Genomic DNA, 26,696 nt, shown 5'->3' with positions numbered 1-26,696 from the left:
CGGGGCGATAGTCCCACATTGAACCATCAAGGAGAACAGATTATGGCTCTATCAATGCACACTAACTACGCTTCGCTAGTTACACAAAACAACATCACTAAAACTAATGACCTACTAAATACTTCCATGGAGCGCTTAAGTACGGGTCTACGTATTAACTCAGCGGCCGATGATGCTGCGGGCCTACAAATTGCTAACCGCTTAGAAGCGCAAACTCGCGGGATGAGCGTCGCTATGCGTAATGCACAAGATGGCATCTCAATGATGCAAACAGCCGAAGGTGCGATGGACGAAATGACCAACATCGCTTACCGAATGAACGACCTTGCTACGCAAGCGGCCAATGGCACAAACTCAGATGCTGACCTGGCGTCTCTATCTTCAGAGTTCCAAGCCCTAGGTGAAGAGTTAGAAAACATCATCACCAACACCAGCTTTGGTGGTAATAACCTGCTTGATGCGGGTGGTGCAATCAGTTCAGGTGTTACATTCCAAATTGGCTCATCACAGGCAGAAACCATGACCATTGGTGGGGCGGGAGCCTCTAGTACAACAGGTTTGGCTGCATTAAAGACTTTTGCTGCTGACGCAAAAACGGCTGATTTCACAGCAGCTGGTGCTGGTCACTCCCCTCAAGATATGATGGATGCACTGTCAGTCAACTCTGACTCAGGTACTGGTGGTGCTGGTAGCGCTGCCGACGGCGGTGTTATCGGTCAATTGGGTGCTGTTCGTTCTGATTTAGGTGCAAGCATCAACCGTCTAGAACACACCATGACCAACCTAGGTAACATGGTAGAAAACACATCGGCTGCGAAGGGTCGTATCATGGACGCTGATTTCGCCGTAGAGTCTTCAAATATGACGAAGAACCAAATGCTGATGCAAGCCGGCACAACGGTGCTCTCTCAAACGAACCAGTTGCCAGGCATGGCTATGTCGCTACTGCGCTAATTTTACCGTTAGATTCATCGTTAAAGCCTCTCTAAATTCAGGGAGGCTTTTATTTATGCTAAAGATAAAATCAATCGTCATCGCTGACGAACATCAAAGCTTATTAAAAATCTGATTAATTAAGTGACTAAATCGACTGAAAGCCAAAACACTCGCTACGGTACCTTTGGTATTACATAACTTCTCCCCTTAAACAGTAACTCGTAAAAGCCAACCTCCGCAAAAAAGTAAAACAATACACTTTTAGCGAGTCTCGATTAAATATTCTCTTGTATTCGGTCGCCTTTATTGAGTAACCCCTTCCCTATTTATTAAGGGGAAAGAAGGAACGGTAAAGGTGGAAAAAACGCTTCCGCCCAAGCTCAGGATGTCAACATAAGCGACTGATAAATAAGAACTTAAGCATCAGGCTCAGTTCTTGCTTCTAGAGATTAGTTGACGGCATAAATACGCCAAATATAAATAAGAGAGGGAGTGACCTGATGAGTTCATTAGATCCAATAACCATGGCAACCCAGTTGGCCACGTACGATGTACAGCCGTTTCAACAGCGCTACCAATTGCAAGCAGACAAATACCAAGCTCAACTTACTGCACTTGGAAAAGTTGAAAACGCACTACGTGATTTCCGTACTGCAATAAATGACATCAACAGTAGCACCAATAGCATCATTAAAAACTCGGCAACACTCTCTCAAGATGGCTACTTCACGGCAAACACTGATGCTAATGCGATATCAGGTAACTATCAGATTTTTGTCGAACAAGTTGCGACGTCACATCAAATCTCTACGGGGATGCCTGCAAGCTTGGATGCTACAACAGAAGTACCAACCACAGGCGTATTAGAAGTCACCATTGATGGCGAAACGATGACGTTGGACTTATCTTCCATTGATAACAATGGCGACGGAAAAGCCACCATGACCGATTTAGTCACCACCATCAACAATAATCCCAACAACCCCGGGGTTAATGCCACCTTAGTGCGCTCAAATGGTCAAACGCACTTAATGCTATCGAGTACTGAAACTGGCACAGCAAATACCATCAACGTGAATGCTTCAGGTACAGGAGAAAACTGGTTTGAAAACGCGTTTAGCAATACAACAGAAATAAGCAAGCCACAAGACGCAGTAATCTGGCTAGGTGCAGAAAGTAGCGGCCTGAAGCTCACCAATTCAAGTAATACCTTTGAAGGTGTAATTGATGGCGTTGACATCACTGTGAATAAGGCTCAATCAACGGGAGATACCCCCATTTCTCTCGGGATAGGTACCGATAAGGAAGGCACAAAAGAACAAATTGACCAATTTATTGAAGCCTACAACACGCTCGTTTCAACCCTCGATGAACATACTCAAATTGGGAGCGAAACTAAAGCCCGTGGGGCATTAGCCAGTGACCCAACTCTACGCTCAATTGAGAGCCAACTCACCAGTTTAGTGCGCGGAGAGCATGGCGGAATGCGACTCAGTGAAGTCGGTATCACCCTCGATCGCTCGGGAAAAATGGTCATAGACCAAGAAAAGTTCGATGCTGCTCAGCAGAACAATAGCGCAGCAATAGAAGCAATGTTTAACGGTGAAGGCGCTTTATTAGACTCATTAGATGACATGATGGTCCCCTTTCTAAAATACTCAACAGGTACGTTTAATTCGCGTAAAGAGGCGCTGCAATCCAACTTAGATCGTATTGAAGATAAGCAAGCAACGCTTGAGCGGAAATACGAGATGTCTTACGACCGCTACCTCAAGCAATTTACTCAAATGAATACCTTAATGAATCAAATGAATCAAACAATGTCGATGTTTGGTTAACGCTAACGGAGAAATATTTATGCTCATGGATTCTGGCTATGACTCATACCAGCAGGTTGATCTTGATGCACAAGCCGCATCAGCTAATCCGCACCAACTTGTGGTGATGCTCATTGATGGCCTACTTGATGAAGTCGAACGAGTACGTGGCCACCTTGCGGCTAATCGCCTCGCAGAAAAAGGCGCTGGTATTAATAAATGTATGAACATTCTCATTGGCCTCACCAGTGCCTTGGATGAGGAGAATGGCGGTGAAGTAGCGGAAAACTTACGCCAACTTTATGACTTTTGCCAAGCTGAGCTGTACCACACCAGTGTGCAAAATGACGCCCTACGTTTAGATAACATTGAGCGCGTAATGGGCAACATTCGAGAAGGATGGATGAATTTTGGACAGCAAGCATAACGTATCGCCTGAGCGATTTCGTCACTTATCAAAGCGGATCCACATCGCGACCAAGACAGCCGATTGGCAAGCCCTCAAACGCTTAGACCTACAGTTGCGTGAGTTGCTTTTCAACAATAAGTCTTTGTTAAAAAATCCGAAACTCGCACCGGAAATCCAGCGAGCAAAAGCCATGCATGCCGCTGCGTTTACAGAGCTTGAAAGAGCCACCAGCGAGCTAAAACAAGAGATGAATATGGTCAACGATCAACAAGAACGTGCCATGACATATCAACTCGCGATGACAATGGAGCTAACGCAATGATGGTCACTAACTCAATGTCTGCGAATTCACCTTCTTCATCGCCAGCAAAACCAGTCACGGTCACCCAACAGACGCCAACCAATGCGCCTGCCACCAATGCTGAATTTCGCTTACTTGCGCCAGTCTCATCCTCGGAAGCTGTGCAACCTGACGTCAGCTCAATTGAGCTCAATACGGAGGACAGCTCTGATGAACTGTTATTCGGTAACGCTACACCCTCAATGAACCTGGCCACGCAAGCGCAAACTTTCACACCTGTAAAAACTGTCCCTCCACAAGACAACCAAAGTGGTGTTCAAACGAACATACCACTCTCACTTAAAGTTTCTACTTATGATTTGAAACCGTCGCTAAGCCTGCCCACTCACGATCACATATCAGCAGGCAGCATGCTATCGCAAATACTGGCGACGCAACATTCCAATCCAACCTCACTGCTTGCAGCAACTCAAGCTCAAGGTGCGGAGTGGTCTTCCGTTCGCGTTGATACCGGCTCTGGTAGATGGGGTGAGCAGATGTTGCAAGTGCTACAAGACCGCGTGACGCTACAAGCGCAACAAAACTTGCAAGAAGCAAAAATCCGTCTCGATCCGCCCGAACTCGGCAAACTCGATTTATTAGTTCGGGTTGAAGGTGATCGTTTGAGCGTGCAAATCAACGCCACTAACGCGGTAACACGTGAAGCACTAATACAAGTATCAGAACGTTTACGTGCTGAGCTGCAAGAGCAAAACTTCGTTCATGTCGATGTGAATGTCGGTTCAGACCAAGGTCATGAACGATCACACCACACACCAGAATCAGAATCAGATGAAATCACTATTCTTGCCGCGCGAGACGCGAAGCCCTTGCAATCCGATACAGCAGCGAACTCTTCAGAACACTGGCTGAACACTCAAGCCTAATCAACTATCGAGGAAAAAGGTTATGACAAAAAAACAAATGATCACGCTGTTTATCGCCATGATCATCACCAGTGCCCTCGTTTCAGCGACGACAGTCATTGGGGGAATTTGGTATCTAAATAAAAGCGCTGAATTGAGTCAGTCGGGAGCTGGGATCAATGACTTTTTAGAAACATCTCCATTAGCGTTCCTAACATCAAATAAGTCAGAACAAAATGGGCCCAGTTTTCACCCACTCGAAAAGGTCGTTTTAACCATTAAAGGAAAAAAACAAACCCACTTTGTGATGCTAGAACTTGCCATAGAAACACGTCGTCTGGAACGCATAAAAAATATCGATGATTATATGCCTATGGTGCAGAACGCATTACTTAAGCTGTTTAGTAACAAAACCTTTGATGAGCTACAGCAACCAGGAACTATTGACACCCTACAAGCTGAGATTAAAAGTACCTTGCTTTCGGCCTTCGATAAAACTGACATCGTACGAAATATTGATGACGTTATATTGACTAAATATGTTGTGCAATAACGGAGCACAAGCATGCTAGAAATGAATTTTCAGGAAAGTTATACCTCTTCAGAAGAAGCGAATATACCGTCTAGCCCATTGGATGAAAATGCACTCTTACAGCGCCATCAAATCATGGTGAAGCGCGTGGTGAATCAACTGCGCGTCCACGCGACTTCACATTGCAGCATTGAAGATATGCAACAAATTGGCCTCATTGCTCTTATAGAAGCAGGACGTCGTTATCAAAATATCGATGACCCACACTTCCCAGCATTTGCAGTCTGCCGAGTTCGCGGTGCCATTTTGGATGAACTTCGCCGGCTCGATTGGCGTTCCCGAAAAACGCGTCAACAAGCTCATGAGTTAAACGATGTGACTCGCGATCTCACTCGTTCGCTCGGCAGAGTACCGAGTGATACAGAGATAATCCAAGCACTCGGCACGGATGAACAAGACTATTATAACCGTCAAAATGCCGCACTAGCTGGAGAGATGCAAAGCCTTGACCAACTCATGGAGACAGGTTGCACCAACCACTTGGGGGGACAATACGATGGCATGGAGCATGAGCATACCCGTCGTACTCTAGAAAGCGCTCTCAGTAAGCTGCCTAAACGAGACCAACTGCTAATGACGCTATTCTATCAACACGAACTCAATTTACATGAAATTGCGCTTGTACTTAATTTGACACCACCTCGTATTTGTCAATTACATAAACAAGCACTTAAACAACTCAACCAGTTAATGACATCCTAGGAGTCACAATATGCAAAAGTTTTTTGGAGCCATAATCGTTCTATTGTGTGTCTTTGGTGGATACATTTGGGCAGGCGGAAATCTCGGTGCTATTTGGCAGCCCGCTGAATTTTTGATCATTATTGGTGCAGCTGTGGGTTCACTGATCATAGGCAACCCGCCCCATGTACTAAAAGAGATGCGCCAGCAACTACGAGCTACAATGTCCAACTCAAAAGAAGAATATGAGTACCACATGGAGCTAATGGCATTACTGCATAACTTGCTAGAAACCGCACGTAATCGTGGCTTTAAATTTTTAGACTCACATATTGAATCACCTGATCAAAGCTCGATCTTCCTCGCGTATCCAAAAGTTAATCAGGATCATCGCCTTGTTTCATTCATTACCGACAATTTACGTTTAATGGCAATGGGACAAATGTCGCCTCATGAATTAGAGGGACTGTTAGAACAAGAAATCGAAGCCATTCAAACCGAGATGTTGCTGCCTTCACGCTCAATGCAGCGCACCGCAGAAGCACTTCCAGGGTTTGGTATTCTTGCTGCAGTAGGTGGCATCATCATTACCATGCAAGCGATTGACGGCTCTATCGCTATGATTGGTTACCACGTTGCCGCAGCCCTCGTTGGGACATTCATTGGTATTTTCGGGTGTTACTGTTGTTTAGATCCACTCAGTAACGCCATGGCTCAGCGAGTAAAGCGAAACATGACGGCTTTTGAGTGTGTACGTGCCACTTTGGTTGCTTACATTGCGAAAAAACCAACATTACTCGCCATTGACGCTGGCCGTAAACACATTCAGCTCGATCTTAAACCGACATTTAACCAAATGGAGAGGTGGTTAGCTGAACAGGAGGGATAATGCAAAAACAAGAACACGTGGTATTCAAACGCGCTAAAGCTCACAGCTATGATGAGCACCATAATGGCGCGTGGAAAGTCGCATTTGCTGATTTCATGATCGCATTAATGGCGCTGTTCCTTGTCCTTTGGGTCATGCAAGTGGTCGATAAGGAAGAGCGTAAAGCCATTGTGGCGCACCTGAACAGTGCCAGCGTGTTCGAGAATAGCTATGGCAACCCTTTCGACACATCACCAAGCCTCTCTCCAGTCGATTTGGCACAGGAGTCTTCTGTGCCAAGCAAACATGAATCAAATCATATTGTAAGCTCATTCTTTAGAGGAGATGGCGATGGTCCAGAAATGGATTCATTAATTCCGGGAAGCTGGGATACCCAAGAACAATTGGCTTTACTTGCAAAAGTGATCGATGAGGTGATTGGGCAAATTAGCGCTCAAGACAACGTCAATATCACCATTACACCACAAGGGCTTCGTATTGTCCTACAAGATGATTATAAGCAACACATGTTTAGCCGAGGAGGAGCAGAACTTACCCCTTTCTTTGAGGATCTACTGCTTGCTTTAGCACCCGTGTTTGGCCGCATCAGCAACTCAGTCATCATCAGCGGACATACCGACTCAACCCCTTTCAAAAGACGTCTAAGTAACCAATCTAATTGGGCACTTTCTGCATCTCGAGCTGACGTCGCAAGACACACTTTAGTATCAGGTGGGATGCCTGAACAGCGTGTGATACAAGTCGCAGGAATGTCAGATCGCGCTCTACTTAATCCAAGTGAACCGGACTCAAGTGAGAATCGTCGAATCGAGCTGTTTATCTTAACGACACCAGCCGCACAAATGCTCGACACCTTATTTGGCCATCAGCAAAGTAGCGAACTACAACAAGCCAAACAAAAAGCCGCATTAAACCAGCCTGTGGTTCGCCAAGAAGCCCGTCACTATTCTGTGAATTCCGAGGCTCCAATCGCGAAAATTCAAGACTTGTAATCTTGACAGGTCACTGCGATGTGACCTTGCTGTTCTGTCATTTTTGTAGCCGCAACCATCGCTTCATTGAGTTAGATATGTCTGTATCCAAGTCCGATAAAAATAAAAGAGACGTCATCCAAAAAGCCTTTCTATGGTTAATCATCTTTGATTACCTATTGTTGGCTATTTTTCTTACTCGGTTATCAAGCTTGAACCTAAGTAGTGGCACCATGATCAGCCTGCTACTGGTTATCTACAATATCTTATTAGTTTCACTTTGCTACCAACGCACGACGCATCATGATTCTTACATCACTTACCCCGTACTCTCCGCTACTTTGCTTGCGTTTGTTTGCTTTATCTATTTTTTCTTTTTGGTGTAATCAAGCATCAAATAAGGCTAGCGCTTACCTCTATTACAAAAATATTTGGAGAGAGAAACACAATGATGACTCAGAGCCACGTAAAGAAGGAGCTTGGAGATAAGGCCGATATTTTCAAATAAATAGAAAGACCGACCTAAATACAGGTTATTTTAGAAGTGCGACAACCGTATGACGGCGCACATTAGCTTGTGCGTTGAGCGCTTGGAATGTCGAGATAAACTGCTCAGAAGTTGCCATAAAGCCATCGAGTTTCGCGTTCACATCAGCAGCGCTCAATGGGTTAGCCTGGCTCTGTACAGCTTGTATTTGTGAATTCAATTCTCCGTGAAATGCTCTCGCCTCTTCTAAGCTAGTTTGTACTTGTCTCAAATGTTGATTCACTGTGGCGATGGTTTGTTTAATACCGTTGCGAGAGCCCAAATCAAAACTTAACTCACCAATACCATCTGGCTCTGATTTCAAGCGCAAAGCATTCGCTTGCCCAGCAGGGAATCGATGCCCTTCTCCAGTCACTAATACTCTCTGTTGCATCTGTTGATAAGCCGAGTCACGCGCTTCAAATAAAATGGTCCCATCTTTCGAGAGTGACGCTCGCATCCCCATCGCAATCAAACTGCGATCAAGCATCTTAACTGTACGTTCTCCTTGGGATTGCCCATCAAACTGTATCATCACCGATTTCCCCTGTGGAAAATCTAAACGAATTTGCTCAGTTTTCTCACTGAGGCGATGGATATTCAGTCCGGGAATCGAAAAACGACGAACATCCGCTTTATCCAGATTAAAATTCAGTTCGTTGTCGATTAATTTTTTACCATCAAAGCGAGCTTTCTCAACCCCTTCTTGAATAGACAATTTCGAGCGGGTCAAACCTTCTTGCAACCCAGGGATATTTTGAATGCCTTGACTCATGGCTTGAGTCAGACTTCTCTTGATTTGAGTGAGCTCTTTGCCAATCGCTTGCAAAGATTTAGAGGCAATTTGCACCGACGTTGCTTGCTGCTGCCCTTGAACAAGCTGAAACCCAGAAATGGAATAGCCTGATGCGGTGTTTGTCTGAGCTTGCGAATGACGCGGGTTGACAATATGACTCGAATGGGTAGAACGAGTAGGCAGGATAGCGGGCTGCTCTTGCCCGCCTAAACGTATGTTATGAGCTCTTACATCGACGGTGCTCATTACCATATTAAACTTCCTTAGATACGATCAAATAAGTTAAGGTCATTGATCTTCACATAGCTCGCTTGTGTCGCTTGCAGCGCCACCATGTAATTACTCAAACGTACTGACGCTTCGCCATAATCCAGTGCTGATAAATCACTGGTCACTTTATCGACAAATAACTTATTTTCACTATGTGCGCTGTCCATAAGATCAAGATTGTTATGACGCCCGCCAATCTCAGTCATCGCACCGAGCACATTTGCCATCGTATCATCGATGGATGTCAAGCTCGCGTCGACGACCGATTGAAAATTGGGGCTTGGGTTCTCAAATTCAGCAAGCAATGCATCGAGTTGATTTAATACATTATCACCATTACTTAACTCTAAGATCTCTTTCGCCGTCATATTGGAGTCCATGGCTACCCCTTTCGCCACCGTCACAACTCGCTTATCACTATTACCATCGACTTGATATGTACCACTGTTATTGCCCACCGCTGGCACATCGGTTTTAGTTCCAGAGAATAAGTAAATGCCCTCTTCATCTTGCGCATTGAATGAGGACTCTATCGAATCACGGTAGCTCTTTAATTCAATAATTAAACCACTGCGGTCATCGTCGGTTAACGTACCGTTTGCCCCCCAAATCACTAAGTCACGTACACTCTTCAAACTTTCATTAATCGAGTCTAAGTGCGTTTCCTGTGAAGAAAGCGTCGTTTTCAAGTTAGCAATATTATCTTTATACTGACTAATCGCGCTATTTTCACGCTCAAGGTTAAGTAATTTAATGGATGCCATTGGATCATCTGATAGCTTAGTGAGCCGACTAGCAGTGGCCATTTGTTGCATAACTTCACCTAAACCAGAATTATTCATCTGCAGGCTTTGAAGCATCATTTGACTGAATTGGCTGTCACTGATTCGCATATTGAGTCCCTTTAAAATAACTGTAAAACAGAGTCAAATAACTCATTGGCGGTACTAATCACTTTCATATTAGCGTTATGCGCATTCGCAAATGTCATCAGATTTGCCGCCTCTTCATCACTGTTAACCGCACTAACATTATCACGAGCCGCATGAGCTTGTTTATTCATCACCGTTTTGGCTTGATAGTCGGACTCCGCCTGACGCGATTTAATCGCCGTTTCACCGACCATAGTCGTAAACGCATCATTCAAGCTCAGCATGCCATAGCCCGTTACGGAGACGGGTTTGTTACTCAGGTTAATCAGTTCATTCAATATATCTGCATTACCTGGTGTACCATCGCCTGAAAAGGCTAACCCTAGCGCACCGATATTGGTAATGGTCAAGCTGGCAGAAGGGTTGGCAGGATCATAGCTGAACAAAGGTTGCCCCGGATTACCGTTAAGGTCTTTACCGGTTGCCAGTACCGCGTTGTATTCATCAGCTAATGCTTTTGCCATATCGTCAAGTGCAACTTGATTTGGCTTTAAGACCTCTGTTTGATAATCATTAATCGCACCAAGCTTTCCCCCTACCGAATGATCAATAACAAAGCTTTGTGATGAAAAATCGACCGTCAAATCAGCAAGGTAAGGATCGCTCGGATTAGGTTTTGCCGTTAGCTGCCCGTATTCGCCCCCCATAATCAAAGGCTGTCCGGAAGCCAATGTGACTTGTAGGCTACCGTCTGACTGATCCGTAGTTTTGACTTCGACAATCTGAGAAAGCTCACCCACCAACAGATCTCGCGAGTCCATCAACTGAGCTGGGTTGCCTCCAGTTCCTTGCATCTCAACAATCTGTTTATTAATTTGGGCAATATTCGACATCAAACTATTCGCCTGACTCAGCGCTGCATTACGCTGATCACTCATGTCTTTTTGTTGATTATGGAGCGAATCGCTAAGCGTATTAAAACGACGCGCGAGCGCCTCTGATTCATTAATGATCTGTTGGCGGTAAGGAATTGATTCTGGTTTTACTGTTGCATCGTTAAGCGCTGCATTTAGGGAATCTAAGCCCGCCGACACACTGAAACCATCAGCTCCGAAAGTATTTTCAAGCTGGCTCATTGCCGTACTGTAGCTCGCTGAATAAGCAGCTAAACTATTGGTAGACCAAGTTTGTTTAACCAAATACTGATCGGTAACACGACGAATACTGGTTACTTCAACGCCCATACCGGGACTGACCTTACTGTACTTACTATCACCAACAGACGTCATCACCGCTTGTTGACGACTGTATCCTGCTGTGTTGATATTAGCGACATTTTGCGCGGTGACATCAAGCGCTACTCGGTTCGCATTCAGGCCTGAAAGGCCAATATTAACAAGATTCATTTACAGCTCCATTTTTCGGTTTAACGGCTGAGTAAACGCCGTTGTCATCCCAACCTCACCAAGTACTTGTTCAAATGAGGCGACCATATGCTGCACAGAATTAACTTCCTCAACGGATACCGTAGAGACATCGCTTTCAAGTTGTGAGATTCGTTCAGTCGCTGTGATCTTTTCATCGTTAGCTGAAGAAATATTGCGTGATGGGTCAAAGACCACCTCTTGCATTGAGGGGCTAAGCTGTTTGACCAACATATTGGCAATACCAGAGCTCTGCTTTTTAGCCAGCTCCATCGCCAGTTGTCCATCATACATGTCACGAAACACACCTTGTTGCTGGCTGGAAAATGGACTGTCTTTATCAGCCATAACATCGCTACTACTGCGCATTTGGCGCAGCACCATTTGTAAGAACATGGCTTCGAATTGACCCGCGACGGCCTCAAGTGCGCCCTCAGTTTCTGAGTTTTTCTTGATGCTCGCCAAAGCGCTGTTGTCATGATAAAGCAGCGTGTTTAATTGAGCTTGGTCATGGCCGGTATCTACTTTCATCCTAAACTCCTTAAATCACAACCAGCTCAGCATTTAACGCACCGGCTTCACTTAATGCTTGTAAAATCGACATCAAATCCGTCGGGGTCGCCCCTAAACTATTGACTGCATCTACGATGGTATTTAACTCCGTGCCCGGAGGCCAAATCACCATTTGGGCCAATTCTTCAGTGACATCGATTTGGCTTTGGTCCACCACTTTCGTTTCGCCTTCAGCAAACGCATTCGGTTGGCTTACTTGTTGCGACTCAGAGATCCGAACGGTCAGCCCTCCATGACTGACTGCAGCCTCACCCACCTGTACACTCTTACCAATAACGACAGTGCCAGTACGCGAATTAAACACGATTCGTGCTGGCTTACGCCCCTCTTCGACAAACATTTCTTCTAGCATTGACATCATGGTGACACGCTGCTGAGTATCCATTGGAGCACGCATCTCAACACGCGCTTTATTAATGGCCTTAGCCACATTACTACCAAACGTGTTGTTTATTTCACGTGCAATATTTTTTGCTGTGGTAAAACTCGGTTTACGTAAATTTAGGGTAATATCATCTCGTTGGTTGAAGTCCGTTTCGATTTCGCGCTCTAAGGTCGCCCCATTAGGAATACGCCCTGCCGTTGGAGTGTTAACTTCAACCTTAGATCCACTTCGACCTTCAGCCGACAAGCCTCCAACCACAACACTGCCCTGTGCAATGGCATATACCTCTCCATCAATTCCGCGAAGCGGCGTCAACAGTAAGGTACCACCACGTAAACTTTTCGCATCACCGATAGAAGAAACAACGACATCCAGTGTCTGCCCCTGCCCCGCCATGGGATTCACCGAAGCAGTGACACTTACAGAGGCGACGTTACGTAATTTAGGATTCATACTGTCATCAATCTGAACGCCGAATTGCCGTAACATATTAGTGACCGATTGTGCTGTAAATTTCACTTGGTTGCGATCGCCCTGACCCGCTAAGCCAACCACTAAACCATAACCAACCAATTGGTTTTCTCGGATGCCTTGCACATCCACAAGATCCATAAGCGGAATTTCTACTTCAGCATGAGAAGCCGCTGGAAATAAGAGACCTAACGCCAGTAAAAAATGAGAAAAAAATGCAAATATGGGCTTCATTAGAATGGTATCCATGGGCTGTTGAAAAACTGTGTCAGCCACCCGGCTGCATTACTGTCAGCTAATGCACCTCGGCCAGCATAGGTAATGCGGGCATCAGCAATACGTTGTGAAGAGACTTGGTTACTACGGCTAATATCGTCAACCCGAACGATGCCCGTCAGCCGAATAAATTCATCGCCTTGATTTAACCTCAACCACTTTTCACCGCTAATTCGAAGGACGCCATTAGGTAAGACTTCATGCACAGTAACCGTAATTGCACCTTTCAACTTATTTCCCTGTGAACTTGATGCATTACCATCAAAGTTACGACTGCCATCAACACTCACCCCTAAATCATCAATGGTTTGGGAGCCAAAGGTTGGGACTGCAAAGTTGATATTAGAACTCTTACCAAACTGCGTTCCCGCTTTTTTACTGGAGGACGTTTCTTCTGACAGATGCACCGTCAAGATGTCGCCAATGCGGTACGCTCGGCGATCTTGAAACAACGTCATGGTATATTGGTGGCGATAAAGGCTGCCAGACTGAGCATCAGGTAAGGTGTAATCTAATACAGGTGGTGCGTATTCTGCTGTATTAGGCTCTGGAGGAGTAAATTCATCACGTCCAGCGCAACCGGCTAGTAACACCATGGCCACTACCCAACTTTTTAAAAGCCACTTCATTGCTTTTTCCTCAATCACTCATTTCCACTTACATCGATTGCGAAACAAATTTCAGCATATCGTCGGCTGCAGAAACGACTTTGGCATTCATCTCGTAAGCTCGTTGGGTTGTAATCATATCGACCATTTCCTCTACAACCTGTACATTAGATCCCTCTAAAGCACCCTGCTTGATACTACCTGCGCCATCTTCTCCGGCCACCAATTCATCAGCAGGACCACTCGCTTCCGTCTCACGAAACAAGTTACCACCAACGGCTTCTAAGCCCGCCGGGTTAATGAAATTGGCTAAAGTGATCTGACCAAGTTGCTGCGGTGTCGGATCGCCGGCCGATGTCGCAGTGACAGTGCCATCGGTACCGACAGAAAAAGACACAGCATTATCTGGAATCTGAATTTGTGGCTCCAATGGCAAACCTTGGCTATTCACCATCAGCCCCTCGGAGTTGATATGAAACTGACCATTACGTGTATACATGATCTGACCATCTGAGTTTTCGATTTGGAAAAAACCTTTTCCCATCACCGCTAAATCCAATTCTTGGGTCGTGTTTTGCGTACTCCCTTGAGTAAACACTTTTTGTGTACCAACCACACGAACACCGGAACCAAGCTGTACCCCAGTTGGCAGCTCATTAACTTGATCAACCTGTGCGCCTGGCTGGCGTTGAATACTATAAAATAGGTCTTCAAATACCACACGGTCGCGCTTAAAGCCGACGGTATTAACGTTTGCTAGGTTGTTAGAAATCGCAGTCATCTTAGTTTCTTGAGCTGCCAATCCTGTTTTACTTACCCATAATGCTGAGTGCATTGCTTATCTCCTTTTAGGCATCAAATATCTATTTTGCCGCCATCAATTTATTCCCGGCTTGCGCCAATGTTTCTGCGGTCTTCATCATGCGCACTTGCATCTCAAAATTGCGCGTTAATGACATCACACTGAGTAGTTCATCAATTGCGGATACATTACTGCCTTCAATATGCTCAGGTGCTAGCTGTACAGTTTCATCCATAGGGAAAGGCACGCCGTCGACGCTATGGAGCAAGCTATCGCTCTCTTTCTGTAATTGGTTGTCGTCAGGTTTAACCATTTTTAATGTGCCGACTTCAATTTGAGCTCCCCCACCGGGTGGAATCACCGACACACGACCACGCTCGCTGATTTCCACTTTCTGAAACTCTGGCACGATTAGAGGCCCATTATCGCCAACCACGGGAAAACCATTGATAGTCATAGCACCAAAGGTATCCACTCGAATATTACCCGCTCGCGTATACGCTTCATTACCTGCTGGCGTTTCAACCGCTAAATACCCTTCGCCCATAATGGCTACATCAAGAGGACGTCCGGTTTGCATAATTTCACCAGAATCAAAACGTGTCGCCGCCGAGTTGGTTACCACCATAGTGCGACCATCAAAGCCAGCACCTTGTAGCTCGACACTGCGCACACGTTCCATATCAGCACGAAAGCCTGCTGTATCTGCATTTGATAAATTATTGGAGCGAACATGCTGTGCTTTCAGGACTCGACTCGCTCCTGACGTTGCGGTAAATAACAAGCTATCCATGCAATACTCCCATTACACTGCGTTAAACAGAGCTTGAGTGAGCTCATCACTGGTAGAAATGGTCTTTGCATTCGCTTGGTAATTACGCTGAGCCGTCATCAGTGCGACTAACTCTCCGGTTAAATCAACGTTAGACCCCTCTAATGCGCCTGATGTCAAACCACCTAGTGTGCCCGTTCCGGGAACCCCGATAATCGGTGCACCAGAGCTAAAGCTCTGAGTCCAAGACGTTCCGCTCACCGTCGATAGTCCTTGTGTATTAGCAAAATCGGCAAGAACAACCTGACCTTGTAGTTGCGATTGACCATTGGTGTACGTGGCATAAACCATCCCGTTATCTTCCACTCGAACACCCGCTAACTCACCCGATGTATAGCCGTTTGGATTGTTGGTGCTGACCCCAAAAGCCGAGCCAAACTGAGTACTACCACTTAAACTAATATCAATACTCACAGGGTCGGCACCCGCAGCAGGAAACGCGATATTGAATGAGCCACTTGGAGACGCTAACGTACCATCCGTATTAAATTGCACGATTTCGGATGTCGCGGGCACAGTCGGAGCGCCATCAACCTCAACGTTCAATTGCCACTCATTATCCGACGTTTTAGTGAAATATTGAGTTAAGGTATGAGGGTTACCAAGTGAGTCGTAGACCTTAGTCGTATAAGAGGAATTGAAGGACTTAGGGTTTGAAGAGTCGAAAGGGTGAACCGTTTGGTTAATCGAGGTTGTAGTGGCATCAAAATTCGCGACAAAGTCTAAGTTGTCAGTAGCCTTCGCGGTCAAAGAAGAGGTTGAAATCTGAATATCTCCAGCAGCACCGGTCAACAAAGTGTTGTTATTATCGACACTATATCCTTGTAACTTGGCGCCATTATTGGCGATAACATAGTTATTTTTATCTGTACCAAACACGCCAGAGCGTGTGTAGAGCGTTTGTCCCGCCTGATCTTTAGTAACGAAAAAACCATTCCCATTGATTGCTAAATCCATCGCTCGCCCAGTACCAGTCACCGAACCATTTTTATCAAAGCTTTGAGAAATCGATGCCACTTCGACACCACCAGGTTGCATACCGTTGTAAACCGCTGAAAACTCAGTACGAGCACCTTTAAAACCATATGTTGATGCATTGGCAATATTGTGACTGATGGTATTCAATTCTGTATTGGTCGCATCCAAACCACTTAATGCAATATTAAAACTCATAATGTCCTCTCATTTTCGACCGTTAATTTTTACTTCCATTTAATACAAAAAGGGTTAAGCACCAAACTGACTAATTTGATAAAAGGGCACATTGCCAACGCCTTGAACATTCACTAACGCCGCTCCCCCGGAACTCGGAATTCGGACTTGTTCCACAGTGCCAGCCATTAATATATTTGGGCTATCTTGACCATCTTGAACTTCGACCTCGACGCTATACTTCCCAGGCTTTAAGCCCAGTTCCTCTGGATTAATAGAAAACTCAACGTCACCCGCACCATGAGTACCGAGAGGTAACGTCGTTGACTGACCAAATTCATCTTTAATCACAAGATTGATTTGATTGGAGCCATGTTCTAACTCAAGCTTGCCACTCTGCACGCTATCGCCTAGCTCAAACTCATTCGACGAGACATACACGGTTTCCCCGACTAAACTAGCCGTGGAAAGCACCTGCATGTTATCGAGCAAAACCATGCTGTTTTGCATCAACGTCGACATATTTTCAGTACTCTGAACCTGCGAAAATTGAGCAAGCTGGCTGACATATTCAGTCCCATCTAGAGGGTTCAGTGGATCTTGATTTTGAATTTGAGCCACCATCAGCGTAATGAATTCATTTTCTAGCGAAGACGCACTATTAGAATCTGCTGGATTCGTCGCAATCCCACCAGCATTCTCACTGGCACTATTGGTCACAGGTACGTCTGAAGAGAGTGTGGTAAATTGTGCTATGCTCATTAGCTGCCCTGCCCTAATCTCAGTAAACCTTGCTGCATACTTTTCACATTCGATAGCACCTCAACATTGGTCTCGAAACTGCGTGTTGCTGACATCATGTCGGCCATTTCAGATACAACATCAATATCAGGGTAATACACGTAGCCTTCATCACTTGCCAAAGGGTTATTCGGTTCAAAGCGCTTTTCTGCCTGACCAGCGTTTTGCACCACATCAACGATTCGCACTTCTGCATTCGGATAAACGCCATTATCCGTAGCGAGTTGTGTTTTTTGATAGACAGTGGCAAAAACAGGCTTCAGTGCTTTATAGGCATCATCAGGATTAGCAGAAACAGCATCTGCATTAGCAAGATTACTGGCCACCGTATTGAGACGAACGGTTTGCGCCGTCATCGCAGAACCAGTAATCGAATAGATATCAGTAAATGACATGGTTAACGTCCCTCGATCGCTTTCGCCAAGCCGCTAAATTTCATATTGAGAAACGTCAGGCTCGTCTGAAAGTCCATGTTGTTTTGTGTGAATTTCGCTTGTTCAACCCCCAACTCCACAGTGTTACCGTCTTTGCTGTTTTGGTAAGGAACCGAATATTGTGCCTCTACCACTAACTTAGCTGCCGGTTTATTCACATTGCCCGCAAACGTATGATTCATCACAGTGGTAAAACTCAGATCCTTTGCCAGATACCCTGGGGTATCAACATTCGCTAGGTTACTGGCAAGGACTTTGGTACGCTGAACGCGAAAATTAAGCGCCTCTGGATGTACACCTAACGCATTTTCAAATGTGATCGCCATGCATCACTCCTTAAATTCGTCCTAATGACACAAAGAGTAAAACAAGATACATGCCAGAAATAAAAGCATTACATATCAATGATTTATAAAAACAAAAGGAAAGCTAACTTCCGCATATCGGAAGCGAGGCTAAGTAAGAGGAAAGCCCATACTTCCTCCGCTCTACTGCTGAGTGTGTTGGCGATAAGCACATGGTCGATGAGAAGCGTCGCCAGTGAGATAAGCTTCTCATCGGAGGCATTAAAAACGATCGTGAGTGAGCACTTTGAACAAGAGATCGCTCGTTCTGCACGATCGAATAACTGGCCAGACTATCAAGCCGACTATCGCGTTTGGGTACCAGGTTCAGCGAATCACTTACCAGTTTGCAAATCGCCTTTAACGATCACCGCTCGAGATAACCGTTCACTGCCTATTGGTCATTTAAAAAGGGCTGTGAGCTGTCAAGACGCCCAAACACCATGGCGAATTAACGTCACCATAAAATCGGCCATCACACTGCCAATTGTGGTAGCGAACAGTACCATTAGTCGTAATGAAGCGATTTCTCCTTCTCAGTTAAGAATCGAGAAACAGACCATCACGCGACAACATGATTTCTATACGCAGATAAACCAAGTAACGGGATTAGAGGCCACGCGCCGTATTCGCACGGGACAAATCATTGACCCAGCAACACTCACCTATTCCGCTCTGATTGAGAAAGGTAATCAAGTGGTTGTCATTGCTCAAAAGCAGGGGTTTAGTGCGACGATAAAAGGGGTTGCCTTAGAACAAGGTAGAAAAGGGCAGCAAATTGAAGTGAAAAATATCAGCTCGGGAAAAGTGATCAAAGCGATCGTCACAGGACTCAACCAAGTGCATACTCAGTTCTGATTTTTGGACTCAAGTTATCACTTCTGAATTTTTCTCCTCGTCAGAATAAGTAAATATCGAGTACAAAAAATATTTAATATTCTTTCAGACAAGTCGCCTATTAGATTTAGAATATGATGATTGAGGACAACAAGCATGAAAATCGACAAAGTCTCGGGCGGCCATGTCCCACAAACGACACTTCAGCAATCGAGTAAAAAGACCGCCGATAAAGTCACACGACATCAGGAAAGCGAGCCACTATTCGAAGCCAATACTGCCAGCATCGATCATGCGCAAGCCACCATGAAATCTCTACCCGATATAGACATGGCAAAAGTAAATCAAATACGTGATGCATTGGCAAAAGGTGAACTCAACCTAGATACCAAAGCGTTATCTAAAGCTGTCATGCAATTTCACACTGGTCACGAATAACACATTAGGAGTCATTCATGGCAACGGCATCACAGTACATTCAGCAGTTTGTTCGTTCTATTTCAGAAGACATCCAACGCTATCAACAATTATTGGTGTTGATTCAACAACAAAAAGCGTTGTATTTACAATTTGATGGCGAATTACTCAACGATAACATACAAAAACAAATGCCTATCCTGAATCAGATAGCGCACTCTACGCAGGAAAGAAGCCAGTTAATGCGCTCCTTGGGGATACTAAGTAATCAAAGCGGTGTTAACAGGATATTCAATGCTTTACCAAGTAAGGTCAGCGTCCCAGCTAGAAAACAATGGGTACTCTTAGAGTCATTGGTACTCCAATGCCAAGAGAGTAGCCAAAGTAATGGACAAAGTTCAGCCGCGTTCCAAGAATTACTGAACCAAATTCAACAGCCCGCGCAGCACACGTATGAAGAGTCATCCTTTTAATCTGCGTCTATCATGCCAACAGAAACGACAATTACAGAAATGGATGGCGCCAGGCTGGATATTGGCCTTCCTAATTTGCCTATCCCCGTTAGCGGCAGCCAAACCCAACGCTATGACTATTGAGAGAGAGTATCAAATACTCGCTCCATACCAATCACAAATCACCCAGCGACTCAATTCTGTCAGTACACTGATAGAACAAATTGTTAAACAACTCAAACAACAGTCGTTACCGATCGACCTAGCTCTCGTCCCTATGCTTGAGTCCTCATACAACCCCAAAGCAATATCACACGCGAATGCAGCGGGGCTGTGGCAGCTGATACCTGCAACCGCCACCCGATTTGGATTGAACGTCACCAAAGTTCAAGATCAGCGCTTTGATACGCAAGCCAGCACGCAAGCGGCCTTAGCGTATTTCACTTTTTTGTACACGAAATTTGAGCAAGATATGGCATTAACGCTTGCCGCCTATAACTCGGGGGAAGGACGAGTGGCTAAAGCGATAAAAGCTGCCGGGAGTAATGACTTCAATGCTTTAACACTGCCGAAAGAGACACAACAATATGTCAGCCGTTTTTATGCACTCCAGCAACTCGTGGATGTCCAGAGATTTCAAACCGAAACATTCCAACCTTTGCAATTATTCTCCTCCTCTCCCCAAGTGGCTAAACAACCATTAATAAACCTAGATCGATTGCCGCCACTCATTACTCTAAATTAACTTCCGTTAATAAAAAAGGCCGCCTAAGCGACCTTTTTTCAGAGGATTGAAGTCAATTACTTCACACGACCAACGTATTCGCCAGTACGAGTATCGACTCTTACCACTTCACCGATAGCGATGAATAGAGGTACGCGAACTACCGCGCCAGTGGCTAGAGTTGCAGGCTTACCACCAGTACCTTGAGTGTCACCTTTTAGGCCAGGATCAGTATCAGTTACTTCGATCTCAACAAAGTTTGGTGGAGTTACTGTGATAGGGTTATCATTCCACAACGTTAGAGTACATACGTCGTTTTCAACTAGCCATTTAGCTGTCTCGCCAACTGCTTTTACTTCAGCAGCGATTTGCTCGAATGTCTCGTTGTTCATGAAGTGGTAGAATTCGCCATCGCTGTATAGGTAGCCTAGTTCAACGTCTACAACGTCAGCGAGTTCTACTGTGTCGCCTGACTTAAATGTTTTCTCTAACACTTTGCCTGACAGCAGTTTACGAAGTTTTACACGGTTAAACGCTTGGCCTTTACCCGGCTTAACGTATTCATTTTCGATAATTGAGCAAGGCTCGTTATCCATCATGAATTTTAAACCGCCTTTGAATTCATTGGTGCTTACTGACGCCATGATTTCCTCTTACACATCTTTGAGTTGATTTCAATGCCGCATATCATAACCCGAAAAGTCGAATCTGTTGAGCAAAACTGGCTCAAACAACTATCGAATGCGATCTCAGACCCGACAAAACTCCTTGAAGCATTGGAAATAGACCCAACACCATGGCAAGGAGGCTTTGCCGCACGCAACCTATTTTCGTTGCGAGTACCGTTAAGCTTTGTCGAGCGAATGGAAAAAGGCAACCCGCATGACCCGCTATTACGCCAGGTTTTGCCATTGAGCGAAGAGTTCGAAGTTCATGAAGGCTACTCGGCCGATCCACTAGAAGAGCAAGACAACGCGATCCCGGGGTTGTTGCATAAATACAAAAGTCGCGCATTGATGATTGTGAAAGGTGGCTGTGCGGTTAACTGCCGTTACTGCTTTCGACGCCACTTCCCGTATCAAGACAACAAGGGCTCAAAGTCGGTGTGGCAAACCAGCCTCGATTATGTAGCTCAACACTCTGAGATTAACGAGGTCATCCTTTCGGGTGGCGACCCACTGATGGCCAAAGACAGCGAAATCGAGTGGCTGATTCACGCTATCGAACAGATACCACATGTGAAAACCGTGCGTATTCATAGCCGTTTACCCGTCGTTATCCCAGCTCGTATCACTGACGAGCTGTGCCAAATCTTATCTAAGACTCGCCTCAATGTAGTGATGGTGAGCCATATTAATCACGCCAATGAAATCAATGTAGAGCTTAAACACGCCTTCCATAAATTGAAGCTTAGTGGCGCGACGCTACTTAACCAAGGCGTGATGTTGAAAGGCGTGAACGACAGTGCTGACGCATTAAAAGCACTCAGTGAGAAGCTATTCAACGCTGGCATTCTACCGTATTACATGCACGTACTGGATAAGGTTCAAGGTGCCGCTCACTTCTATATTTCAGATGAAGAGGCGAAACATCACTTTAAGGGATTAATCTCTGAGGTTTCTGGCTACCTTGTACCTAAATTAACTCGTGAAATTGGCGGACGCAGCAGCAAGACACCACTCGACCTCCATATTGAGTGATAACGCACAATATTGAATAGTAGAACAGAAAAAAGGGCCAGCAACATCCGTTGATGGCCCTTTTGAGCAGAATACAACAATAACCTTTGGCTACTGGCTACGAACAATACGCGATCAAACACATCATAAGAAGTAACGAATTCCGAGCCCAAAAGCAATGTCTGCTGAGTTATCCATGTTGATAATGTTTTCAATCATGCTGGCTTCTAACATGGCGTTGCCAAGATTCAAACGATAGCCCAGAACCACTTCATTAGACGCTTCAGAGAACGCCCCCTCATCTTCCAACAAACCTTGGTACCAGTGATATTCAACAAGCACTTCATGAAAATAGCCAAATTTGTAACCATACCCAAAGGCGACCGCTCCGGTAAAATCGCGGATTTCAGTGCCTATCAACGCACTATTGTTGTCATTGTGCGTGACGCCAGCGCTTGCAAAAAATGAACTCGCCCCTCGGGCAAGGCTGTAATTCAACTGTACAGCTTGCTCAAAAGCACTTTTTTTGAATGGACCGCTGTCGACATTTTTGTAATAAACGCTTCCCCCGATGGCAAGTGCACTCGTATTCGAAGAAAAAAGCTGGTACTGAGTGTACCAATGCAAGGCTTTCGCTAACGCTTCCCCCTCGAAATCATCAATCGATACACCGTATTCATCACTGGATATATGGAATTGGTGTTTACCTGCTTCATCACGTCCGTTTTGTCCAATACCGAAAAAACTGTGGAAGTCCATGGTCAATGAGTCTAGGTGATTATTGGCCGCATAGGTGTATTGATATTTCACTTCGGTTTGCAATTGAGGGTTAACCTGCCAGTTGGCACCGACGAAAATGTGATTCTGATAATAATCAAGGTCTGCCGTATCAGAACTTGCCCAAACACTCGCCATCGTGCCCGATGCAAACAGCTCTACGCCATGGTTTCCAACCGGAAAAGCTGAACGTAGCTCCGTGGTTAAATGAGTCGATTGCTCGGGAGATTGAGCATAAGTACGAAGCGGGGTGGGAGGTTGAGCTGCGATAGCGGAGAGTGAAGTAAAAGTCATTGTAGTCAGAAGCAACATCGATGAGACTTTATTAGGGATAATCTTAACCATTACACAACATCCTAAAGTTATTAATTTAATGATAATCCAATAAATTAAATCCCTCTAGAAAATGTTGGACTTTCGAGCTTATTTATTTGGGCCTTAACAGCATTTCCTGGCCAAGCGCAATATCGATGCATAACCCAACAATATCAATAGCTTAGAAAGTCATTAAAAACAGTCACACCCTTGATACTCATAGAAAAGATAGGTAGCCAACGCGCTGTTACCTTACTGAAAAGAGCATGCCCAAAAGCCATCTCCATTTTGCCCTCACTGATCGCTAACGCCCCTCTTAGCCGTAGAATTGATAGTGTTTACCTGTCCCTTTTATCCATTGCGGGATCAACAAAATTAATCGAGAAGACAACAAATATTTGTTCGCTCGTCAGGCTGATTATCAGCATACTCGGCCCTATTCTAAATTTACAGGAGGGGTGATTTGTCACAATTTATAGAACAAACGTTAAACCTTGCCCCCTTTAGCTGGGCAGGACTGGCAGTATGTATGCTTTGTGGTTCGTTAATCGGTATCGAGCGACAAACACGCGGTAAACCAGTAGGTATCAGAACCTCGATTCTGATCATCAGCGGTACCTATTTCTTCCTTACCATGGCAATTAGCCTGTCACCAAACACACTCGATCAGGCTCGTGTACTTGGTCAGATCATAACTGGGGTTGGTTTTCTGGGTGCTGGTGTGATGATGACACTCGATGGAAAAATTCATGGTGTGACTTCAGCAGCCATCATTTGGGTATTAGCAGCATTGGGTATGATGATAGCGCTTGGTCACCTTTCACAATCGGTAATGATCACGCTGCTGGCGTTAGCAATTTTACTGGGTGTTGATAAGGTGGAAAACAGTTTCCAAAGCCTACGTCGTGGTGTTCACCAGAAATGGATGAGAAAAGGCCGTGTGAAAAAATAAAGCCACACTCAGTTACCTATAAGGACGACTGCAAAGACGAAGAAGCCTAGTCATGCGACTAGGCTTTTTTGTACATCAATGAACGTGGATACACAGTTGATTTGCGCCCAAGGACTTGGCAATGCCCAGTTGTTTACTTGAAGAACGGACACTCTGATTTTTCCATAGGTGTCCGATACTTTCGAACTTATGTAGAGAGTAGAGCACTGCTCCCCCAGAAACCGAGATAGCCACTTTCTCTCCTGTCAGACACTGGTAGTTCTGTAAACTAATATCGCTCTGGATTCGTTCAAATATTGACGAAAGCAATTCTGACGACTCTCCTGCAATCGCCACCACGAACTCCCGGCCATCAAATCTCGCCACGATATCGTGTTGTCTCACGCTGTTGGCGATAACTTCAGCAACGTGACAAATCACCCTATCACCAATCTCATTGCCATACCGATCGCAGATCGCCTTTAAATCATCGATTTCAAAGACACCAACCCCTAAGATTTTTCTCTCATCTTGCGCCAAAAATTGCGCTTCAAAGCCACTGCGATTGAGTAACCCTGTTAATGGATCGGTCATTGAAAGATCATTTAAACGGCGGTGTCTTTGCTCACGATAAAATCGCCATAGCCACCATGCTGCAATCACATATAGGAAAAAGAGTATCAGTACCCCTTTGTAGTCCCTTTCCAATATGTGTAAGAAGTGCTCGCTCTTTGTTTCTTGAATGGTCAAATACAGCTGCGTATTCACACCATCCACATACAAGGGTTGTGAAAAAGTGTAATCCAATAAGCCATATTTATTTCTGCCGCTGACACTGGTGATCTCATAGCCATGCTTCGCATTCGAAAATAAGCTAGAGGTATAGCCATCAATACCTAATACCCCTTTAAACTCACCGTTGATATAGATCCCTTTGGTTAAAGTCACCACTTTCTCACCAGTCAGGTAATCGTCGTATTGGCCAGTATAGACAACCTTATCTCTATTTTGAGATACGCCAAAGCGGATGGTATTGATCCAATAGGGCCGACGACTAACGATCGAGTCAAACGTATCACCTCTCATATATTGAGCAATATCAGAGGGGGCCGAGATGATAAATTTATCTTTGGAAATAAAATAAATGGCAGAGACACTACTGATGGTGTTCGTAAAGTAAGCCATCGTTGGGGCAATAAACAGACGCTTGCTCGCTTCCGCATACAGCGCAGATTGAGAGTCACACATCTCGGTAGGGCCAGAGAACATAAAATCAAAAAGAGGGTCTTTCTGCCCTTCACTAATGAAATAGCAGCTATCGTCTTCCGTCTTTTTTTCATACGGAAAGGTATAAGTCTCACCATGCAATGGGTGGAGCGCTGTAATGTTGTACTCTAGCGCATTCAGTATCTGAGTGAGTTCAGTGAGTCCATGTGTTACGCCTTGATTTTCTGATCCATACTGTTTGTCTGATTCTTCCGCTGAATCAAAGAGCAACAAGCTCAAAACTACTAAAAAACTGGCGGTCAGGCCAAAGAAAGCCTTTTTAAAATCGATAGTATGGGGATTAATCAAAGCATATCAATCATCGTTGTGAATTTAGCGCACATTGTACTTATGAATTAACTTACTGCAACAATAAATATAAAACAACATGCTTATATTATTCAGCACGAGAGAGTTTGAAAATGGATCAGAAAATACAGAGTAGAAATAACGCCTAAGTAAGAAGCACTTAGGCGTTACGAATCACAGTAGTAACACTAAGCCTTACTTAGCAAAGTTCACAATTGGGAAGCACGGGAAGAAACCGTTATCGGCACAGTTGAGCAAGCCTATTTGTACACCTTCAATTTTTTTCGTTTTGTTGAAGAGACCAACTTGAACTGTTGAAGTGTCTGAAAGGTTCGCCGCACCAACATCAACCATAGTGTCGCCTTCAGAGTAGTTTACGAAACTCACGTTTGCGCCTTTTACATCGTTAGTGATGTTCACAGCACCAAAGTTAAGGCCAGTCGTTTTACCCGTATTCCAGTTAAAGAAGCCCAGTGATGCACCTTTCATTTCTTGATTCACTTTCGATGCACCAAAAATACCCAGGTTCACACCCGTTGTCGTTTGAGTCTCAGACATCCCCACAACCGCAAGGTCAAGACCTTTAACATCACTGACTTGCCCGTGTAGTACCGCCAAGCGTACTCCACCAACACTATCAGAGTCTGGTGAGTTGTAACCATTTACCGTTGAAAACATAACAGGCGAAGAAGCGAATGCCGCTGGTGCCATTACCGCTGCCGACACAGCAAGTACTGAAAGTAGTTTTTTCATTGGGGAGTCTCCACTGACTATTGTTAACTTGATTTTATAATATCAATCAAGCGTTTATTATCCTTTATTTAACAGCTATCCATGTTATGTCAACGTCATAACTGTACTGTTGAATATAAGACGGTAAATCAGAAAGAGCAATATAAAGAAAGGGATACGATAAGAGGTA

General features: G+C 44.9%; 32 protein-coding genes. 16 read left to right on the top strand and 16 right to left on the bottom strand.

The features are described from left to right. The first annotated feature begins 42 nt into the window (after positions 1 to 42). From lafA to A3712_RS28565, 10 genes are all read left to right on the top strand, one after another. Positions 43 to 954 carry a lateral flagellin LafA gene (gene lafA / locus A3712_RS26135; RefSeq protein WP_063525592.1) on the top strand — a complete coding sequence of 304 codons (912 nt, stop codon included), beginning with the start codon at positions 43 to 45 and terminating at the stop codon, positions 952 to 954. 482 nt (positions 955 to 1,436) lie between these two features. Next, positions 1,437 to 2,774 carry a flagellar filament capping protein FliD gene (gene fliD, locus A3712_RS26130; protein WP_063525591.1) on the top strand — a complete coding sequence of 446 codons (1,338 nt, stop codon included), beginning with the start codon at positions 1,437 to 1,439 and terminating at the stop codon, positions 2,772 to 2,774. A 19-nt stretch (positions 2,775 to 2,793) separates the two neighbouring features. Next, the gene (fliS, locus tag A3712_RS26125) at positions 2,794 to 3,180 is read left to right on the top strand and encodes a flagellar export chaperone FliS (RefSeq protein WP_063525590.1); all 387 of its coding nucleotides are present in this window, start codon (positions 2,794 to 2,796) and stop codon (positions 3,178 to 3,180) included. Beyond that, positions 3,164 to 3,484: a hypothetical protein gene (locus A3712_RS26120; RefSeq protein WP_063525589.1), complete on the top strand. Its 321-nt coding sequence runs from the start codon at positions 3,164 to 3,166 to the stop codon at positions 3,482 to 3,484. The genes fliS and A3712_RS26120 overlap by 17 nt, the downstream gene beginning before the upstream one ends. After that, positions 3,481 to 4,389, top strand: a complete 909-nt coding sequence (locus A3712_RS26115) for a flagellar hook-length control protein FliK (protein ID WP_063525588.1) — start codon at positions 3,481 to 3,483, stop codon at positions 4,387 to 4,389. Before A3712_RS26120 ends, A3712_RS26115 begins: the two co-directional genes overlap by 4 nt. Before the next feature lie 22 nt (positions 4,390 to 4,411). Continuing rightward, positions 4,412 to 4,921, top strand: a complete 510-nt coding sequence (locus tag A3712_RS26110; protein ID WP_063525587.1) for a flagellar basal body-associated FliL family protein — start codon at positions 4,412 to 4,414, stop codon at positions 4,919 to 4,921. Positions 4,922 to 4,933: 12 nt separating this feature from the next. Beyond that, positions 4,934 to 5,662: a FliA/WhiG family RNA polymerase sigma factor gene (locus A3712_RS26105; protein ID WP_063525586.1), complete on the top strand. Its 729-nt coding sequence runs from the start codon at positions 4,934 to 4,936 to the stop codon at positions 5,660 to 5,662. A 10-nt stretch (positions 5,663 to 5,672) separates the two neighbouring features. Further along, entirely contained in the window at positions 5,673 to 6,530 is an 858-nt protein-coding gene (gene motA, locus A3712_RS26100; protein WP_063525585.1) for a flagellar motor stator protein MotA, read from the top strand. Then, positions 6,530 to 7,522 carry a flagellar motor protein MotB gene (locus tag A3712_RS26095; RefSeq protein WP_063525584.1) on the top strand — a complete coding sequence of 331 codons (993 nt, stop codon included), beginning with the start codon at positions 6,530 to 6,532 and terminating at the stop codon, positions 7,520 to 7,522. Before motA ends, A3712_RS26095 begins: the two co-directional genes overlap by 1 nt. A 77-nt stretch (positions 7,523 to 7,599) precedes the next feature. Continuing rightward, positions 7,600 to 7,887 carry a hypothetical protein gene (locus tag A3712_RS28565; protein WP_063525583.1) on the top strand — a complete coding sequence of 96 codons (288 nt, stop codon included), beginning with the start codon at positions 7,600 to 7,602 and terminating at the stop codon, positions 7,885 to 7,887. A 147-nt stretch (positions 7,888 to 8,034) separates the two neighbouring features. Here A3712_RS28565 and A3712_RS26085 read toward each other — a convergent pair whose 3' ends face one another. Genes A3712_RS26085 through flgB form a run of 12 tightly spaced genes read right to left on the bottom strand, consistent with a single transcriptional unit; the run spans position 8,035 to position 18,049 of the window. Continuing rightward, positions 8,035 to 9,075, bottom strand: coding sequence for a hypothetical protein (locus A3712_RS26085; protein WP_063525582.1), 1,041 nt, complete (start codon positions 9,073 to 9,075; stop codon positions 8,035 to 8,037). 11 nt (positions 9,076 to 9,086) lie between these two features. Further along, positions 9,087 to 9,986, bottom strand: a complete 900-nt coding sequence (gene flgL / locus A3712_RS26080; RefSeq protein ID WP_063525581.1) for a flagellar hook-associated protein FlgL — start codon at positions 9,984 to 9,986, stop codon at positions 9,087 to 9,089. A gap of 11 nt (positions 9,987 to 9,997) precedes the next feature. Then, a complete protein-coding gene (gene flgK / locus A3712_RS26075; RefSeq protein ID WP_063525580.1) occupies positions 9,998 to 11,371 on the bottom strand; it encodes a flagellar hook-associated protein FlgK in 1,374 nt (457 codons plus the stop codon). Continuing rightward, a complete protein-coding gene (locus tag A3712_RS26070; RefSeq protein WP_063525579.1) occupies positions 11,372 to 11,920 on the bottom strand; it encodes a rod-binding protein in 549 nt (182 codons plus the stop codon). Between the two features lie 10 nt (positions 11,921 to 11,930). Then, positions 11,931 to 13,052, bottom strand: coding sequence for a flagellar basal body P-ring protein FlgI (locus A3712_RS26065; RefSeq protein ID WP_063525578.1), 1,122 nt, complete (start codon positions 13,050 to 13,052; stop codon positions 11,931 to 11,933). Next, positions 13,052 to 13,723, bottom strand: coding sequence for a flagellar basal body L-ring protein FlgH (gene flgH / locus A3712_RS26060; protein ID WP_063525577.1), 672 nt, complete (start codon positions 13,721 to 13,723; stop codon positions 13,052 to 13,054). The genes A3712_RS26065 and flgH overlap by 1 nt, the downstream gene beginning before the upstream one ends. 28 nt (positions 13,724 to 13,751) lie before the next feature. Further along, a complete protein-coding gene (flgG, locus tag A3712_RS26055; RefSeq protein ID WP_063525576.1) occupies positions 13,752 to 14,537 on the bottom strand; it encodes a flagellar basal-body rod protein FlgG in 786 nt (261 codons plus the stop codon). Between the two features lie 28 nt (positions 14,538 to 14,565). Beyond that, entirely contained in the window at positions 14,566 to 15,297 is a 732-nt protein-coding gene (gene flgF, locus A3712_RS26050; RefSeq protein WP_063525575.1) for a flagellar basal-body rod protein FlgF, read from the bottom strand. A gap of 12 nt (positions 15,298 to 15,309) precedes the next feature. Then, positions 15,310 to 16,509 carry a flagellar hook protein FlgE gene (flgE, locus tag A3712_RS26045; RefSeq protein ID WP_063525574.1) on the bottom strand — a complete coding sequence of 400 codons (1,200 nt, stop codon included), beginning with the start codon at positions 16,507 to 16,509 and terminating at the stop codon, positions 15,310 to 15,312. Positions 16,510 to 16,563: 54 nt separating this feature from the next. Next, positions 16,564 to 17,250 (bottom strand): flagellar hook assembly protein FlgD, encoded by a 687-nt coding sequence (gene flgD, locus A3712_RS26040; protein WP_063525573.1) that lies wholly within the window; start codon positions 17,248 to 17,250, stop codon positions 16,564 to 16,566. Continuing rightward, positions 17,250 to 17,684 carry a flagellar basal body rod protein FlgC gene (gene flgC, locus A3712_RS26035; RefSeq protein WP_063525572.1) on the bottom strand — a complete coding sequence of 145 codons (435 nt, stop codon included), beginning with the start codon at positions 17,682 to 17,684 and terminating at the stop codon, positions 17,250 to 17,252. The genes flgD and flgC overlap by 1 nt, the downstream gene beginning before the upstream one ends. 2 nt (positions 17,685 to 17,686) lie before the next feature. Next, the gene (flgB, locus tag A3712_RS26030) at positions 17,687 to 18,049 is read right to left on the bottom strand and encodes a flagellar basal body rod protein FlgB (RefSeq protein WP_063525571.1); all 363 of its coding nucleotides are present in this window, start codon (positions 18,047 to 18,049) and stop codon (positions 17,687 to 17,689) included. Positions 18,050 to 18,127: 78 nt separating this feature from the next. On the opposite strand from flgB, the gene flgA reads away from it, so the two are divergent. The 4 genes from flgA to A3712_RS26010 all read left to right on the top strand — a co-directional run bounded on the left by flgA (position 18,128) and on the right by A3712_RS26010 (position 20,518). Beyond that, positions 18,128 to 18,925 carry a flagellar basal body P-ring formation chaperone FlgA gene (flgA, locus tag A3712_RS26025; RefSeq protein WP_063525570.1) on the top strand — a complete coding sequence of 266 codons (798 nt, stop codon included), beginning with the start codon at positions 18,128 to 18,130 and terminating at the stop codon, positions 18,923 to 18,925. A 135-nt stretch (positions 18,926 to 19,060) separates the two neighbouring features. Beyond that, positions 19,061 to 19,342: a flagellar biosynthesis anti-sigma factor FlgM gene (gene flgM, locus A3712_RS26020; protein ID WP_063525569.1), complete on the top strand. Its 282-nt coding sequence runs from the start codon at positions 19,061 to 19,063 to the stop codon at positions 19,340 to 19,342. 17 nt (positions 19,343 to 19,359) lie between these two features. Continuing rightward, a complete protein-coding gene (gene flgN / locus A3712_RS26015) occupies positions 19,360 to 19,794 on the top strand; it encodes a flagellar export chaperone FlgN (RefSeq protein WP_063525568.1) in 435 nt (144 codons plus the stop codon). Positions 19,795 to 19,837: 43 nt separating this feature from the next. Beyond that, positions 19,838 to 20,518, top strand: a complete 681-nt coding sequence (locus tag A3712_RS26010) for a lytic transglycosylase domain-containing protein (protein WP_063525567.1) — start codon at positions 19,838 to 19,840, stop codon at positions 20,516 to 20,518. Positions 20,519 to 20,574: 56 nt separating this feature from the next. On the opposite strand, the gene efp is transcribed toward A3712_RS26010, so the two are convergent. Further along, positions 20,575 to 21,141 carry an elongation factor P gene (gene efp, locus A3712_RS26005; RefSeq protein WP_063525566.1) on the bottom strand — a complete coding sequence of 189 codons (567 nt, stop codon included), beginning with the start codon at positions 21,139 to 21,141 and terminating at the stop codon, positions 20,575 to 20,577. A 33-nt stretch (positions 21,142 to 21,174) separates the two neighbouring features. Here efp and epmB point away from each other — a divergent pair, with 33 nt between their 5' ends. Beyond that, on the top strand, positions 21,175 to 22,197 hold the full coding sequence (epmB, locus tag A3712_RS26000) for an EF-P beta-lysylation protein EpmB (RefSeq protein ID WP_063525565.1): 1,023 nt from the start codon (positions 21,175 to 21,177) through the stop codon (positions 22,195 to 22,197). A 123-nt stretch (positions 22,198 to 22,320) separates the two neighbouring features. Here epmB and A3712_RS25995 read toward each other — a convergent pair whose 3' ends face one another. Further along, complete coding sequence (locus A3712_RS25995; protein WP_004741345.1) at positions 22,321 to 23,298, bottom strand: DUF3187 family protein; 978 nt, start codon at positions 23,296 to 23,298, stop codon at positions 22,321 to 22,323. 433 nt (positions 23,299 to 23,731) lie between these two features. Between A3712_RS25995 and A3712_RS25990 the strand changes: the two genes are divergently transcribed. After that, positions 23,732 to 24,220, top strand: a complete 489-nt coding sequence (locus tag A3712_RS25990) for an MgtC/SapB family protein (RefSeq protein WP_063525564.1) — start codon at positions 23,732 to 23,734, stop codon at positions 24,218 to 24,220. Positions 24,221 to 24,295: 75 nt separating this feature from the next. On the opposite strand, the gene A3712_RS25985 is transcribed toward A3712_RS25990, so the two are convergent. Together A3712_RS25985 and A3712_RS25980 are read right to left on the bottom strand one after the other, a co-directional pair. Beyond that, positions 24,296 to 25,774 carry a sensor domain-containing diguanylate cyclase gene (locus A3712_RS25985; RefSeq protein ID WP_063525563.1) on the bottom strand — a complete coding sequence of 493 codons (1,479 nt, stop codon included), beginning with the start codon at positions 25,772 to 25,774 and terminating at the stop codon, positions 24,296 to 24,298. 195 nt (positions 25,775 to 25,969) lie between these two features. Beyond that, complete coding sequence (locus A3712_RS25980; RefSeq protein WP_063525562.1) at positions 25,970 to 26,527, bottom strand: VC2662 family protein; 558 nt, start codon at positions 26,525 to 26,527, stop codon at positions 25,970 to 25,972. Positions 26,528 to 26,696: the final 169 nt, after the last annotated feature.

The organism is Vibrio sp. HI00D65 (assembly GCF_001635455.1).
Lineage (GTDB): Bacteria > Pseudomonadota > Gammaproteobacteria > Enterobacterales > Vibrionaceae > Vibrio.
Note: the sequence above shows the minus strand (reverse complement) of the source record. Positions and strands in the feature narration are given on the sequence as shown.